Source organism: Helicobacter pylori (assembly GCF_001653455.1).
Taxonomy (GTDB): Bacteria; Campylobacterota; Campylobacteria; order Campylobacterales; family Helicobacteraceae; genus Helicobacter; species Helicobacter pylori_A.
The window spans coordinates 781,335-795,741 of sequence record NZ_CP011486.1 but is presented as its reverse complement, the minus strand read 5'-3'; the positions used below and the strand labels follow the sequence as shown (position 1 = coordinate 795,741).

The 14,407-nt window shown below is 37.7% G+C and carries 16 protein-coding genes and 3 pseudogenes; 18 read left to right on the top strand and 1 reads right to left on the bottom strand.

Features of this window, described 5'->3' with window-relative positions; genetic code table 11:
• Positions 1-50 precede the first annotated feature (50 nt).
• From AA977_RS07595 to AA977_RS03730, 6 genes and pseudogenes are all read left to right on the top strand, one after another.
• Positions 51-1,078 (top strand): annotated as a pseudogene (locus AA977_RS07595) (SAM-dependent methyltransferase).
• A 453-nt stretch (positions 1,079-1,531) separates the two neighbouring features.
• Positions 1,532-1,858 carry a hypothetical protein gene (locus tag AA977_RS03750; RefSeq protein WP_064435195.1) on the top strand — a complete coding sequence of 109 codons (327 nt, stop codon included), beginning with the start codon at positions 1,532-1,534 and terminating at the stop codon, positions 1,856-1,858.
• On the top strand, positions 1,837-2,439 hold the full coding sequence (rsmD, locus tag AA977_RS03745; RefSeq protein WP_064434640.1) for a 16S rRNA (guanine(966)-N(2))-methyltransferase RsmD: 603 nt from the start codon (positions 1,837-1,839) through the stop codon (positions 2,437-2,439). Before AA977_RS03750 ends, rsmD begins: the two co-directional genes overlap by 22 nt.
• 8 nt (positions 2,440-2,447) lie before the next feature.
• The gene (gene fliL, locus AA977_RS03740; RefSeq protein ID WP_020972443.1) at positions 2,448-2,999 is read left to right on the top strand and encodes a flagellar basal body-associated protein FliL; all 552 of its coding nucleotides are present in this window, start codon (positions 2,448-2,450) and stop codon (positions 2,997-2,999) included.
• A 6-nt stretch (positions 3,000-3,005) separates the two neighbouring features.
• Positions 3,006-3,365, top strand: a complete 360-nt coding sequence (gene acpS / locus AA977_RS03735; RefSeq protein ID WP_064434639.1) for a holo-ACP synthase — start codon at positions 3,006-3,008, stop codon at positions 3,363-3,365.
• Positions 3,366-3,561: 196 nt separating this feature from the next.
• Positions 3,562-5,933 (top strand): annotated as a pseudogene (locus tag AA977_RS03730) (TonB-dependent receptor family protein).
• A gap of 3 nt (positions 5,934-5,936) precedes the next feature.
• Here AA977_RS03730 and AA977_RS03725 read toward each other — a convergent pair.
• Positions 5,937-6,557, bottom strand: coding sequence for a M48 family metallopeptidase (locus AA977_RS03725; RefSeq protein WP_064434638.1), 621 nt, complete (start codon positions 6,555-6,557; stop codon positions 5,937-5,939).
• Between the two features lie 81 nt (positions 6,558-6,638).
• Here AA977_RS03725 and AA977_RS03720 point away from each other — a divergent pair, with 81 nt between their 5' ends.
• The 12 genes and pseudogenes from AA977_RS03720 to AA977_RS03670 all read left to right on the top strand — a co-directional run bounded on the left by AA977_RS03720 (position 6,639) and on the right by AA977_RS03670 (position 14,319).
• Positions 6,639-7,472 (top strand): glycosyltransferase family 25 protein, encoded by an 834-nt coding sequence (locus AA977_RS03720; RefSeq protein WP_064434637.1) that lies wholly within the window; start codon positions 6,639-6,641, stop codon positions 7,470-7,472.
• A 105-nt stretch (positions 7,473-7,577) separates the two neighbouring features.
• Positions 7,578-8,612 carry a bifunctional 3,4-dihydroxy-2-butanone 4-phosphate synthase/GTP cyclohydrolase II gene (locus AA977_RS03715; RefSeq protein WP_064434636.1) on the top strand — a complete coding sequence of 345 codons (1,035 nt, stop codon included), beginning with the start codon at positions 7,578-7,580 and terminating at the stop codon, positions 8,610-8,612.
• A gap of 76 nt (positions 8,613-8,688) precedes the next feature.
• Positions 8,689-8,850 (top strand): hypothetical protein, encoded by a 162-nt coding sequence (locus AA977_RS08105; RefSeq protein WP_253764820.1) that lies wholly within the window; start codon positions 8,689-8,691, stop codon positions 8,848-8,850.
• Positions 8,825-9,562: a DUF3943 domain-containing protein gene (locus AA977_RS03710; protein WP_253764819.1), complete on the top strand. Its 738-nt coding sequence runs from the start codon at positions 8,825-8,827 to the stop codon at positions 9,560-9,562. The genes AA977_RS08105 and AA977_RS03710 overlap by 26 nt, the downstream gene beginning before the upstream one ends.
• An 82-nt stretch (positions 9,563-9,644) precedes the next feature.
• Positions 9,645-9,947 (top strand): annotated as a pseudogene (locus AA977_RS08100) (hypothetical protein); the annotation flags it as partial.
• Positions 9,948-10,218: 271 nt separating this feature from the next.
• Positions 10,219-10,797 carry a GTP cyclohydrolase II gene (gene ribA / locus AA977_RS03700; RefSeq protein ID WP_064434634.1) on the top strand — a complete coding sequence of 193 codons (579 nt, stop codon included), beginning with the start codon at positions 10,219-10,221 and terminating at the stop codon, positions 10,795-10,797.
• Positions 10,798-10,872: 75 nt separating this feature from the next.
• The gene (locus AA977_RS03695) at positions 10,873-11,094 is read left to right on the top strand and encodes a MoaD/ThiS family protein (protein ID WP_064434633.1); all 222 of its coding nucleotides are present in this window, start codon (positions 10,873-10,875) and stop codon (positions 11,092-11,094) included.
• Positions 11,095-11,532 carry a molybdopterin synthase catalytic subunit gene (locus AA977_RS03690; protein ID WP_064434632.1) on the top strand — a complete coding sequence of 146 codons (438 nt, stop codon included), beginning with the start codon at positions 11,095-11,097 and terminating at the stop codon, positions 11,530-11,532.
• 12 nt (positions 11,533-11,544) lie between these two features.
• Positions 11,545-12,075, top strand: a complete 531-nt coding sequence (mog, locus tag AA977_RS03685; protein ID WP_033602201.1) for a molybdopterin adenylyltransferase — start codon at positions 11,545-11,547, stop codon at positions 12,073-12,075.
• A 10-nt stretch (positions 12,076-12,085) separates the two neighbouring features.
• Positions 12,086-12,562 (top strand): cyclic pyranopterin monophosphate synthase MoaC, encoded by a 477-nt coding sequence (gene moaC, locus AA977_RS03680; RefSeq protein WP_064434631.1) that lies wholly within the window; start codon positions 12,086-12,088, stop codon positions 12,560-12,562.
• A gap of 116 nt (positions 12,563-12,678) precedes the next feature.
• Positions 12,679-13,461, top strand: a complete 783-nt coding sequence (hpaA, locus tag AA977_RS03675) for a flagellar sheath lipoprotein HpaA (RefSeq protein WP_064434630.1) — start codon at positions 12,679-12,681, stop codon at positions 13,459-13,461.
• A 21-nt stretch (positions 13,462-13,482) separates the two neighbouring features.
• On the top strand, positions 13,483-14,319 hold the full coding sequence (locus tag AA977_RS03670; protein ID WP_064434629.1) for an outer membrane protein: 837 nt from the start codon (positions 13,483-13,485) through the stop codon (positions 14,317-14,319).
• Positions 14,320-14,407 lie beyond the last annotated feature (88 nt).

The window sequence follows — 14,407 nt, the reverse complement described above, 5'->3', positions numbered from 1 at the left end:
CAAAAATAAGGCAATTTTGACTAGAATAGCGCTCTCTTATTGCGATTGAGATGAGTTTAAATGAAAGGAAAATCGTGCGTTCGTTTGGGAATTACATGCAAGAGTGGCTTTATGGAAAAAAAGGGTATTACAGAAAGGCTAGTATCGGTCAAAAAGGGGATTTTTACACTTCGGTGTCTTTGAGCAAGTTTTTTGGGGGTGCTATGGCGTTTTATATCATCAAACTTTTAGAAGAAGAAAAATTATTTTTGCCTTTAAAAATTGTAGAAATTGGCTCTCACCATGGGCATTTTTTGAGCGATATAGCCAATTTTTTAAACGCTTTGAGCGAGGGCGTGATAGAAAAATGCGAGTTTGTCAGCTGTGAGCCTTTAATAGAATTGCAAAATATCCAACAAACCACTTTTAAACAAGCCACACAATTAGATTTAACCAACTGCGATTTAAAAGGGCTTGATTTGAAAAAAAGGAAAGTGCGTTTGTCGTTTCTAATGAATTGTTTGACGCATTCGCTTGCGAAATTATCAAAGACAATCAAATGCTTTTCATCACCCATGATCACCAAAGCGTTTGGGATAATATCAACGAGCCTACAAAAGAACTTCTTAAAACCTTGAATTTAAAAGAAGGGTGCGCGCCGTTATTTTTGAACGCTTTTATTAAGGATTTGTTAGAAAAATTGGATAAGGCTTCTTCTTGGGTGTTTTTGAGCTTTGATTATGGCGATACAATAGAGAGGAAAGACATGCATTTAAGGGCTTTTAAAAACCATCAAGCGTTGGATTTCAAGGATATTTTAAACCATTTAGCTTCTTTGTATCAGCAAAGCGACTTGACTTATGATGTCAATTTTTCTTTGGTGCGTTTTTTGTTTGAAAAACACCATGCGCAATTTTCATTCTTTAAATCGCAGGCTAACGCTTTGCTTGATATGGGGCTTATGGAATTGTTGGAGGTATTTTCAAAAAGCGTGAGTTATGAAAGGTATTTAAAAGAAGCCGCTAAAATCAAACCCCTAATTAGCCCCGGAGGTTTAGGGGAGCGTTTCAAGGCGGTGGAGTTTGTGAAAAAGGGGTGAAATATAAAAAAAGATCAAAGCATTTTTAAGACTAAATCATAAAGAGCTTGCGTGTTTTTAAGGGGGGAGCTTATATCTTGGAATTTTTAGAATATTAAACACTAAGTATTTACTATTAAACATTACGATTTCAAAATTAGTTTGTTGGAAAAATGAGAGCGGCTAACCCACTTTCTCAATTAAGGTAAGAGTATCAGGACATTTTAATGAAAAAGTTTATTAAAATGCTAAGTTATAGTAAAGAAGGAAGGAATATAATACGCCTTTTGCTCTTACCTGGCGACATTATACCAAAAAAAAGGTGTTACTTGAACCCTACTTTTAACATTCTATTTTTCTTTTTTACAAAATGAAACAATTTTTAGCTTTATTTAGTTAAGGTTGGTGTTTAAAAGAAAGAATTGCTATAATTTGAAACAATTTAAAACTATTGAAAGTAAAAAAGGGGTTTTTTTGAAAATTTTTCTTTCTTGCAAGTCTTTGTTGCACCAAAAAAGTTTGGAATTTTATTTGAGCGATTGCCTTTCTCCTGTGGAAGCTTGCGACTTTGTCTTAAGCGATGATGAAAAGCTAGAGATTAGTAAGCCCCTATGCTCCATAGAAGAATGCTTAAGAAAGCCTTTCACCAAACAGAGCGTGAAAGAAGATGTAAAAAATTTTTATTGCGCCTTAAAAGAGAGCGAAAAACCTTGCGAAGAAATCAAATATTCTAAAGAGCAAGAGATCCAAAAATTATTAGAAGAATACACTCAAAAATTATGCCAAATCATCAACCAGTAAAAAAATTTAAGATTATTGGGGGGGATTGCAAGGGGCTAGGGTTGAATTTGCCTAAAATTTCTAGCACACGCCCCACCAAAGCGATCGTAAGAGAGTCGTTTTTTAACACTTTGCAAGCAGAAATTAAAGGGGCGCATTTTATAGAAGCGTTTTCAGGCAGCGCTTCTATGGGGTTAGAGGCTTTGAGTAGGGGAGCAAAGAGCGCTTTGTTTTTTGAGCAAAATAAAGACGCTCATGCCACGCTTTTAGAAAATATTTCTCTTATTAAAAACCGCTTGAAAAAAGAAATTGAAATCCAAACCTTTTTAGATGACGCTTTCAAACATTTGCCCACGCTGCGCTTAAAAAATGGCGTTTTGAATATCCTTTATTTGGATCCGCCTTTTGAAACAAGCGGGTTTTTAGGGATTTATAAAAAATGTTTTCAAGCGTTAGAAAGGTTGTTGGAACGCTTTAATCAAACAAATCTTTTAGTGGTGTTTGAGCATGAAAGCACGCATGAAATGCCTAAAAGTCTTGCAACTTTAGCTATAATCAAACAGAAAAAATTCGGGAAAACGACTTTAACTTATTTTCAATAGGAATAGGCATGGCAGAAGAACAAGAAAATACCGCACAACAACCCCCAAAAAAAAGCAAAACCCTTTTATTTGTCATCATTGGGAGCGTGTTAGTGATGCTTTTATTGGTGGGGGTGATTATCATGCTGCTGATGGGGAATAAGGAAGAATCTAAAGAAAATGCCCCTAAAAACGCCCAAGAAGTTCAAGCTAATCCTATGGCGAACAAAAATCAAGAAGCCAAAGAAGGCTCTAATATCCAACAATATTTAGTGCTTGGGCCTTTGTATGCGATTGATGCGCCTTTTGCGGTGAATTTAGTCTCTCAAAATGGCCGACGCTACCTTAAAGCTTCTATTTCGTTGGAATTGAGTAATGAAAAACTTTTAAATGAAGTCAAGGTCAAAGACACAGCGATTAAGGACACGATCATAGAAATCCTATCGTCTAAAAGCGTGGAAGAGGTGGTTACTAATAAGGGTAAAAACAAGCTTAAAGATGAAATTAAAAGCCATTTGAATTCGTTTTTGATTGATGGCTTTATTAAGAATGTTTTTTTCACTGATTTTATCATTCAATAATTTTAAATGATTGGCATAGATATTGTCTCTATTGCTAGGATAGAAAAGTGCGTGAAACGCTTTAAAATGAAGTTTTTAAAGCGTTTTTTATCGCCAAGCGAGATTCTTTTATGCAAGGATAAATCAAGCACGATCGCCGGGTTTTTCGCGCTCAAAGAGGCTTGCTCTAAAGCCCTTCAAGTGGGCATTGGCAAGGAATTGAGCTTTCTAGACATGCACATTTCTAAAAGCCCTAAAAACGCCCCCTTAATCACCCTTTCCAAAGAAAAAATGAACTATTTTAACATCCAAAGCTTGAGCGCGAGCATCAGCCATGACGCTGGTTTTGCAATAGCGGTTGTAATGGTTTCTTCGTCAAATTTATAAATAACGCACCCTAAAACCCCATAACATTCTGTTTTTAAAAAACGCTTAAGCTGTTTAAAAAACACAAAAACCTTTTTCAAATTGTTTTAATAACAAATTGTAAATAAATAAAATCAAACTTCAATTCTTAAGATAATTATAATAATTATTCTTATATAGTATGCCGGTTTTTAATTAAATGAGAAAGGTTATCATAATGAATGATTATTTGATAGTAAAAGCTCCTTATTTTTTAGCGTTGGGTGTTTTGACTTTTTCTTTTAGCTCTTTGGTGGGCGCGAAAGATAAGCACCATTTTTTAAAAAAAGTTACAACCACTGAGCAAAAGTTCAGTTCAAGCGCCCCGCTTTCTTGGCAAAGTGAAGAAGTGCGTAATGCCACAAGTTCTCGCACCGTGATTTCCAACAAAGAACTCAAAAAAACGGGTAATTTGAATATTGAAAACGCCTTGCAAAATGTGCCAGGGATTCAAATTAGAGACGCTACAGGCACAGGCGTGCTGCCTAAAATTTCGGTGCGCGGTTTTGGTGGGGGCGGTAACGGGCATAGCAATACGGGCATGATTTTAGTCAATGGTATCCCTATTTATGGCGCGCCGTATTCTAATATTGAACTGGCGATTTTTCCTGTAACCTTCCAGTCAGTGGATAGGATTGATGTGATTAAAGGAGGCACGAGCATCCAATACGGGCCTAACACTTTTGGGGGTGTGGTGAATGTCATCACGAAAGAAATCCCTAAAGAGTGGGAAAATCAAGCGGCTGAAAGGATCACTTTTTGGGGGCGTTCGTCCAATGGGAATTTTGTAGATCCCGAAGAAAAGGGTAAGCCCTTAGCCCAAACTTTAGGCAACCAAATGCTGTTTAACACTTATGGGCGAACGGCCGGGATGTTGGGTAAGTATATAGGCATTAGCGTGCAAGGCAATTGGATTAATGGGCAGGGTTTTAGGCAAGATAGCCCCACAAAGGTGCAAAACTACTTGCTTGATGCGATTTATAAGATTAATGCGACCAATACTTTTAAAGCTTATTATCAATATTATCAATACAACTCTTACCATCCAGGCACTTTAAGCGCGCAAGATTACGCTTATAACCGCTTCATTAACGAGCGCCCTGACAATCAAGATGGAGGGCGAGCCAAACGCTTTGGGATCGTGTATCAAAACTACTTTGGCGATCCGGATAGGAAAGTGGGAGGAGATTTTAAATTCACTTATTTCACGCATGACATGAGCAGGGATTTTGGGTTTTCCAACCAATACCAAAGCGTGTATATGAGCAGTCAAAACCAAATTCTCCCCTTTAAAGGGAAAGGAAAGATTAGCGCGACTAACCCTAATTGCGGGTTGTATTCTTATAGCGATACGAATAGCCCTTGTTGGCAATTTTTTGACAATATCCGCCGCTTTGTGGTGAATGCCTTTGAGCCAAAACTCAATCTCGTGGTCAATACCGGCAAAGTCAAGCAAACTTTTAATATGGGAATGCGGTTTTTAACTGAAGATTTATACCGCCGATCCACCACCAGGAAAAACCCTAGCATGCCTAATGGGAGTGGGTTTGATCCAGGGACTTCACTCAATAATTTCAACAATTATACCGCCGTGTATGCAAGCGATGAAATCAATTTCAACAACGGCATGCTGACAATCACGCCAGGGTTGAGATACACTTTTTAAATTATGAAAAAAAAGACGCTCCCCCTTTTAAGGTAGGGCAAACCCCAAAAACGATTAAAGATCGTTATAACCAGTGGAATCCCGCAGTGAATGTGGGCTATAAACCCATTAAAGATTGGTTGTTTTATTTCAATTATCAAAGAAGTTACATTTCGCCCCAATTCAGCAATATCGGTAGTTTTGTAGGCACAAGCACGGATTATTTTCAAATCTTTAATGTCATGGAGGGCGGCTCACGCTATTATTTCAACAATCAAGTGAGTTTTAACGCGAATTATTTTGTGATTTTTGCGAACCACTATTTTACCGGGCGCTATGGGGATAACAGAGAGCCGGTGAATGCGAGATCGCAAGGCGTGGAGTTAGAGTTATATTACACGCCTATTAGAGGGCTTAATTTCCATGCGGCTTACACTTTCATAGACGCTGTTATCACAAGCCACACGATGGTTACTAACCCTGCTGATCCTAAAGGGCCTAAAAAAGACATTTTTGGCAAGAAACTCCCTTTTGTAAGCCCGCACCAGTTTATTTTAGACGCAAGTTACACTTACGCTAAAACCACGATAGGGTTAAGCTCTTTCTTTTATAGCCGAACTTATAGCGATGCGCTAAACACCGTGCCTTTCACTCAATATGCGCCCACGATTAAAAATGGGGCTATCACCACCAAAACAGCGGGCATGACGCCGTGGTATTGGGTGTGGAATTTGCAAATTTCTAGCGTTTTGTGGGAACGCAAAAAGCAAAGCGTGAGCGCGAGCTTGCAAGTCAATAACATTTTTAACATGAAGTATTGGTTTAGCGGGATAGGCACTAGCCCTAATGGTAAAGAAGCCGCTCCTCCTAGGAGCATCACGGCGTATGTGAGCTATAATTTTTAAAATTTAGGGTTTCAATGGCTTGAGCAGTTGGGAATAAAAAATAATATTTTGTTTTAAATGGTTTCTTAGGGTTTGGTAATTGGGGCAAAAGATTTCCACGCAACGCCAAAAATTTTTAGAATGGTTTTTGTGGATCGTGTGGGCGAGCTCATGAATGATGACATAATCAATGGCTTCTTTTTGAGCACCAATCAACAATAACGCAAAACTCAAGCGGTTATGATAAGAGCAGCTCCCTAAAACCTTGGCGTTGTTTCTAATATTAAAACTGGTGTATGCAGTTTGCATTTTTTGCGCGATTAAGGGGAGTTTGTGATCCAAGTAAGTTTTTAGGATTTTTTTAAGATCTTTTAGGGTGTAATCGTTAGCGTTTTTAACCTCATCAAAGATGAGGATTTTGTTTTTATAAGTTTGTAGGTTAGTTTGTAGGAGTGAGTATTTTTCTTGCATGATTGGAAAGGTTTTTTTTAGCCAAATTTCTTGCTCTTTTAAAAAAGCGTTCGCCCTGGCTTGAGAGCAAGAATAGGGCATTTTGAGAAACACTTCTAAAGAGGGCGTTACGCTCAAACTTAAGGTTTTAATCTTTTTACTTTTTTGAATGGTGATAGGAATATTTTCTAACATGATGCGTATTTTACTAAAATTTGTGCTAGAATGTAATCAAGTTTAACATTGATTTTATTTGTATTAAGAATTAAGGCTAACATGCGTGTTTTTATTATCCATTTAAGCCCAAAAACTTGTCATGATTTTTCTTTAAAAGAAACCCGTATCGCTCCCCTTTTAAAGAGTCTCAAACTTCAAGGGATCTCTTATGAAATCTTTGATGCGATCTATTCTAAAACCTCTCCCACTCAATTGCACCCCTTGATTTTAGAGCATTTGCACCCTTCTTTTGCGGTTGGAGATTTGTTGGCTTTTTGTAAAGATAAAAAACACCCCCCATGCGCGTTCAAAAATTTCTTTTACGCGCTCAAGCATTGCGGGAAGAGGATGGGGTTTGGGGAGCTTGGGTGCTATGCGAGCCATTATTCTTTGTGGCAAAAATGCATAGAACTCAATGAAGCGATCTGTATTTTAGAAGATGACATCGCTTTAAAAGAGCATTTTAAAGAAAGCCTAGAGTTTTGTTACCAACACATCAACGAATTAGGCTATATCCGTTTGATGCATTTAGAAGAAAATGTGGCTAAAAAAAAGACTTCCGTTAAAGGGGTTTCTCAAATCTTAAATTTTAAAGATGGTATTGGCACTCAAGGGTATGTTTTAGCCCCAAAAGCCGCGCAAAAATTATTGAAATACAGCGCGCAAAAATGGGTTATGCCCATAGATTGCGTGATGGATAGGCATTATTGGCATGGGGTTAAAAACTATGTGTTAGAAGAATTTGCGATTTTTTGCGATGCAATGAACGCTCAAAATTCCAACACAGAAAAACAAAGGCCTAAAAAATTACCCTTAAGCATTAGGATAGGCCGATCTTTGCATAAAGGCGCGATCAAACAATGGAATATCTTGAAATTGCTTTTTCCTCACTAACAATAAAGTAATAATCGTTATTAAACATGCTATATTTCTTTTTTCACAATCTCAATTAAGTTTTGATTGGATGAGATTAGGGGGAATGAGATTTAGGGAGTTAGAATGGTTTTAAAACGAGTTACTGAAGCTTTAGAAGCGTATAAAAATGGCGAAATGCTGATTGTCATGGACGATGAAGACAGAGAAAATGAGGGGGATTTGGTTCTAGCCGGGATTTTTTCCACCCCTGAAAAAATCAATTTCATGGCCACGCATGCCAGGGGGTTGATTTGCGTGTCTTTAACCAAAGATCTAGCGAAAAAATTTGAATTACCCCCTATGGTTAGCGTGAATGATTCTAACCATGAAACCGCTTTCACGGTATCCATTGACGCTAAAGAAGCCAAAACCGGGATTTCTGCTTTTGAAAGGCATTTAACGATTGAATTATTGTGCAAAGACACCACCAAACCGAGCGATTTTGTGCGCCCGGGGCATATTTTCCCTTTGATCGCTAAAGATGGAGGCGTGTTAGCGCGCACGGGCCATACTGAAGCGAGCGTGGATTTGTGCAAATTGGCTGGATTAAAACCGGTGAGCGTGATTTGTGAAATCATGAAAGAAGATGGCTCTATGGCGAGGAGAGGGGATAAATTTTTGAGCGATTTTGCCCTTAAACACAACCTTAAAACCCTTTATGTCTCTGATTTGATCAGCTATCGTTTGGAAAATGAAAATCTGCTTAAAATGTTTTGTCAAGAAGAAAGAGAATTTTTAAAACACCAAACGCAATGCTACACTTTTTTAGACCACCAGCAAAAAAACCATTACGCTTTTAAGTTTAAAGGTGCAAAAGCCAACGATTTAGCCCCTTTAGTGCGCTTCCACCCTATCAAAGAGGATTTTGATTTTTTAACGACTGATGCGTTTGAAGTGTTTTTTAAAGCGTTAGAATATTTGAAGCGCGAGGGGGGTTATTTGGTTTTTATGAACACCCATTCTAAAGAAAATAATATCGTTAAAGATTTTGGGATTGGGGCGTTAGTGTTAAAAAATTTGGGGATAAAGGATTTTAGGCTTTTAAGCTCTTCTGAAGACAGGCAGTACCAAGCTTTGAGCGGGTTTGGGCTTAGACTTGTAGAAACGATTAGCCTTTAAAGCTTGTTTCATTTGATTGAATGCGTTGCAATATTTTTAAGATATAATAAACTCTTTTTAAGTCAAGCAATAAAGTTTGCAACCTGATGAGAGTAATAATAGAGTTTATGCTAATTTCATTAAAAATATTCCTAAAAATACTATTAAAAATATTTCTAAAAATACTATTAAAAATATTTCTAAAAACATTCCAAAAAATTTGGGTGGTTTGCGTGGTGGTTTGGGGGTTAGGCTGTAGTTTTTTAAACGCTAATAGCATTCAATTAGAAGAAACGCTCAGACGCCCCTCTAAAAATCTTATCTGGCAACACTTTAGAAAGAAGTTTAAAAAAAGCAATACGATCCCTTATGCCCCTAATAGCCGTTGGAAATATTTAGGCACGAGCATTGGGATTTTGGGCGTATCGTTGGTGATAGGGATTATAGGGTTGTATCTCATGCCAGAGAGCGTAACGAATTGGGATAGAGAAAAGTTTGGCATCAAAAGTTGGTTTGAGAATGTCCGCATGGGGCCAAAACTAGACAACGATAGTTTTATTTTCAATGAAATTTTGCACCCTTATTTTGGGGCTATGTATTATATGCAACCGCGCATGGCTGGGTTTAGCTGGATAACTTCGGCGTTTTTTTCTTTTATCACTTCTACGGTTTTTTGGGAATATGGCTTGGAAGCGTTTGTGGAAGTGCCTAGCTGGCAGGATTTAGTGATCACGCCTTTATTAGGATCGATTCTAGGGGAAGGGTTTTACCAGCTCACGCGCTATATCCAACGCAATGGGGGTAGGCTTTTTGGCTCTTTATTTTTGGGGCGTTTGGTTATTGCACTGATGGATCCTATCGGTTTTATCATTAGGGATTTAGGGCTTGGGGAAGCTTTAGGGATCCGCAATAAACATGAAATCCATTCCAGTCTAAGCCCTAATGGTTTGAATTTGACTTACAAATTTTAAAAAAGAAACCTTATGTCAAGCGACTTCAAAAACATTTTCATTAGCGCTAATAATTCTAAACGCACCAAGCTTGATTGATAACGAAAAAAGAACCAAGTGGGTTCCTGCATACTCCTATGACCTAAACAATTCCTTTACTATGGATAGCGTGCTAGGTAACACTTACAAACCCCTTAAAGCCACTCCATTTAACACTAACGCTAGGTATTGCTTCATTAACGAACAAGACCTACTCAATCAGCTCATCAATGTTGGCGCTAAGTTATCCAACGACATTTCATTAGCGATAAGACAAACAGAGAAAATAGACCTAATTTATGCGTTAGTAAAAGACATCACATACAACAGCTTAACCAAGCACTATGATTTTATCTTTGAGATGGATAACCTTTTAAGCGACCAAGATATTAATCAGTTAGTGATTGAAGTCCCTAAATCAGCCCTAAAGGGAGTAGAACTCAATCAAGTCAAAAATGTATTGATTTCTCAAATCTACAATAGAGCAACTAGTTTTAGGGGCGATGGGGATATTAAAGAATATATCAAAGAATGAACCCTTGGTATTTTAAAAGATTTTATTAAAAAAAATTATAAAGAGTTTTGATAGAATACCTTTTTTTAAAAGATGCGTTTTTAAACTAATTTTAGGAGTATTCTTGAAACGATTAGAAGTTTCTAACCAAGCCAAATTACCCACTCAATTTGGGGAGTTTTATATCCAGTGTTTTAGAGAAAAAAACTCTAATGGCTCTAAAGATCATTTAGTGATTTTCACCCTTGATTTTCCAGAAAATCCTTTAGTACGCTTGCATTCAGAATGCTTAACCGGCGACGCTCTAGGCTCTCAAAAATGCGATTGCGGAGGGGCGTTGCAAATGGCGTTAGAAAGGATTTCTAAAGAAGGGGGGCTAGTGATTTATTTGCGCCAAGAAGGGCGTGGGATAGGGCTGTTTAATAAAGTCAATGCTTACGCTTTACAAGATAAGGGCTATGATACCATTCAAGCCAATGAAATGATAGGGTTTAAAGACGATGAAAGGGATTATAGCATTGCAGGCGAGATTTTAGAATATTACCGCATTAAAAAAATACGCTTGCTCACGAATAACCCTAAGAAAATCGCCGCTTTAGAAAAATACGCTGAGGTTACAAGAGAGAGCTTGATCGTGTGCGCTAATGAACACAATCAAGGGTATTTGGAAGTCAAAAAACTTAAAATGGGGCATTTATTGTGAAAACCATGAGTGCCAAGGGGTTTTAAAAACATTTTAAAATCATGCTTTTAAGAGATTTAATATAAGGGTAAAATGATGGTAGAAGTGCGGTTTTTTGGGCCCATAAAAGAAGAAAATTTTTTCATCAAAGCGAGCGATTTAAGGGAATTGAGAGCGGTTTTACAAGAAAAAGAGAGCCTAAAAGAGTGGTTGAGCGTTTGCGCTGTCGCAATTAATGATCGTTTAATAGATAATTTAGATGCGCCTTTAAAAGATGGCGATGTGATTAGTTTGTTGCCACCGGTTTGTGGGGGCTAGGTGTTAAAAATCATTCAAGGGGCGTTGGATACTGACAAGCTTTTAAAAGCCTATCAAGAAGAGGCTTGTGCTAAAAACTTTGGAGCGTTTTGCGTGTTTGTGGGGATTGTGAGAGAAGAAAATCACCTTCAAGGCTTGAGTTTTGATATTCATGAAGCGTTGTTAAAGGCTTGGTTTGAAAAATGGCACCATAGAGCCAAAGATTGGGGCGTAACGCTGAAAATGGCGCACAGCTTAGGCGATGTTTTGATAGGGCAAAGCTCATTTTTATGCGTTTTAATGGGAAAGAATAGAAAAAACGCCTTAGAATTATACGAAAATTTTATTGAAGATTTTAAGCGTAACGCCCCTATTTGGAAATACGATTTAGTCAATAATGAACGCATCTACGCCAAAGAAAGAAGCCACCTTTTAAAAGGGAGCGGGATTTTAGCTTAAAAAGGAGTTTGAATGCAAACGATTCATATAGGCGTTTTGAGCGCAAGCGACAGAGCGTCAAAAGGGGTTTATGAAGATTTAAGCGGTAAAGCGATACAAGAAGTGTTGCGTGAATATTTGCTCAATCCTTTAGAATTTCATTATGAAATTGTCGCTGACGAAAGAGGATTGATTGAAAAATCGCTGATTAAAATGTGCGATGAGTATCAATGCGATTTAGTCGTTACTACAGGAGGCACAGGCCCTGCTTTAAGAGATGTAACCCCAGAAGCCACAGAAAAAGTGTGCCAAAAAATGCTTCCTGGGTTTGGAGAGCTTATGCGAATGACCAGCTTGAAATACGTGCCTACAGCGATTCTATCGCGCCAAAGCGCTGGCATCAGGAACAAGAGTTTGATTCTCAATCTTCCCGGTAAGCCAAAAAGCATTAGAGAATGTTTAGAGGCGGTTTTTCCAGCCATTCCTTATTGCGTGGATTTGATTTTAGGAAATTACATGCAAGTGAATGAAAAAAACATTCAAGCGTTTCGCCCCAAACAATAAGGAAAAAAGAATGCCACTCACTCATTTGAATGAAGAAAATCAGCCTAAAATGGTGGATATAGGGGATAAAGAAACCACTGAAAGAATCGCTCTAGCAAGCGGTCGTATCAGCATGAATGAAGAAGCTTATAACGCTATTGTTAATCATTGCGTTAAAAAGGGTCCGGTGTTACAGACTGCAATTATTGCTGGGATTATGGGGGCTAAAAAGACAAGCGAGCTCATTCCCATGTGCCATTCAATCATGCTCAATGGGGTGGATATTGATATTTTAGAAGAAAAAGAGACTTGCAGTTTTAAACTCTATGCAAGAGTCAAAACTCAAGCTAAAACGGGCGTAGAAATGGAGGCTTTAATGAGCGTGAGCATAGGGCTTTTAACCATTTATGACATGGTGAAAGCCATTGATAAGGGCATGGTGATTAGCGGTGTGATGTTAGAGCATAAGAGTGGAGGCAAAAGTGGGGATTATAACGCTAAAAAATAGAAAAAAATCTAATAATCTAAAGATGTTAGGGTAAAATAACATTTTGACAACAAAAGCGTGTTGGTTGCTTCGTGTTTGTTGTAGAATTTTAAAATATTACAATCAAGGATAGAACGATGAAAAAAAATGGTCATTTTAAGGATTTTGCATGGAAAAAATGCCTTTTAGGCGCGAGCGTGGTAGCGTTATTAGTGGGATGCAGCCCGCACATTATTGAAACTAATGAAGTCGCTTTGAAATTGAATTACCATCCAGCTAGCGCTAAAGCTCAAGCGTTAGACGAAAAGATTTTGCTTTTAAGGCCAGCTTTCCAATATAGCGACAATATTGCTAAAGAGTATGAAAATAAATTCAAAAATCAAACCGCAATTAAGGTTGAAGAGATTTTACAAAATCAAGGCTATAAGGTTATTAGCGTGGATAGTAGCGATAAAGACGATTTTTCTTTTGCACAAAAAAAAGAAGGGTATTTGGCTGTCGCTATGAATGGGGAAATTGTGTTACGCCCTGATCCTAAAAGAACCACACAGAAAAAATCAGAACCCGGGTTATTATTTTCCACTGGTTTGGACAAAATGGAAGGGGTTTTGATTTCAGCCGGTTTTATCAAGGTTACTATAATAGAGCCTATGAGTGGGGAATCTTTGGATTCTTTCACGATGGATTTGAGCGAGTTGGATATTCAGCAAAAATTCTTGCGAACCACCCACTCAAGCCATAGCGGGGGGTTAGTTAGCACTATGGTTAAGGGAACGGATAATTCTAATGATGCGATTAAGAGCGCTTTGAATAAGATTTTTATGGATATTATGCAAGAAATAGACAAAAAACTCACTCAAAAGAGTTTGGAATCTTATCAAAAAGACGCCAAGGAATTGAAAAACAAGAGAAACCGATAAAACAGATAAGAAAAAGAACGCTTGAACAGGTTTCTCAAAAGGGGGGTTTTAGCGTTCTTTTTAAGCGCATGTTTAAGGGCTGATGATTTAGTTACCTATACGGTCGTCAAAGAAGAAGATCTAGGATACCAACGATTTTTAGCCAAGAAGTGTTTAAGGGGTAAAACCCACCCTCCGTGTTTCACTAAGCCTAAAAAGCCAACGAGAAAGCCTTTTAACATAGACAAAAGTTCTCATTATTACGGCACAAGCGTGGTGCAAATGTCATGGCTACAGAGTAGGGAAAAATTTGAAAACCATTCAAAATACCGAGACATTCCTTTCGCTGAAGTCAGTTTGATTTATGGCTATAAACAATTTTTTCCTAAAAAAGAGCGTTATGGTTTCCGTGTTTATGTTTCTTTGGACTATGCTTATGGTTTTTTTCTTAAAAATAAAGGCATGTTAGGCGATAGTTTGAGAGAAAGCTCGCAAATCCCTAAAAGGTATAGAGAAAAATTGCAAAGGAAAGAGACTTTTATTAACGCTATTTTTTATGGCGTGGGAGCTGACTTTTTATACAAACGCGCGTTTGGAACGCTGATTTTAGGAATGAATTTCGTGGGAGAAACTTGGTTTTATGAAACAAATATTTTTAAAAAGTGGGCTAAAGATCCTTCAAGCATTTATCACCCTTACATGTTTCAAGTGATGCTGAATGTGGGGTATCGCTACCGCTTTTCAAGGTATAAGAATTGGGCGATAGAATTTGGCGCTCGCATTCCCTTTCTAACCAACGATTATTTTGAAACCCCCTTATACACCCTTCATTTCAAGCGCAATATCTCTGTCTACCTCACTTCAACTTATGATTTTTAGTTTTTTTAAATTTTTGAAAATTAGAATTAAAAGCGCTTTTTATAAACCGGAATTAAAATAAATTAAGCTATAATGACTATAAAACTTT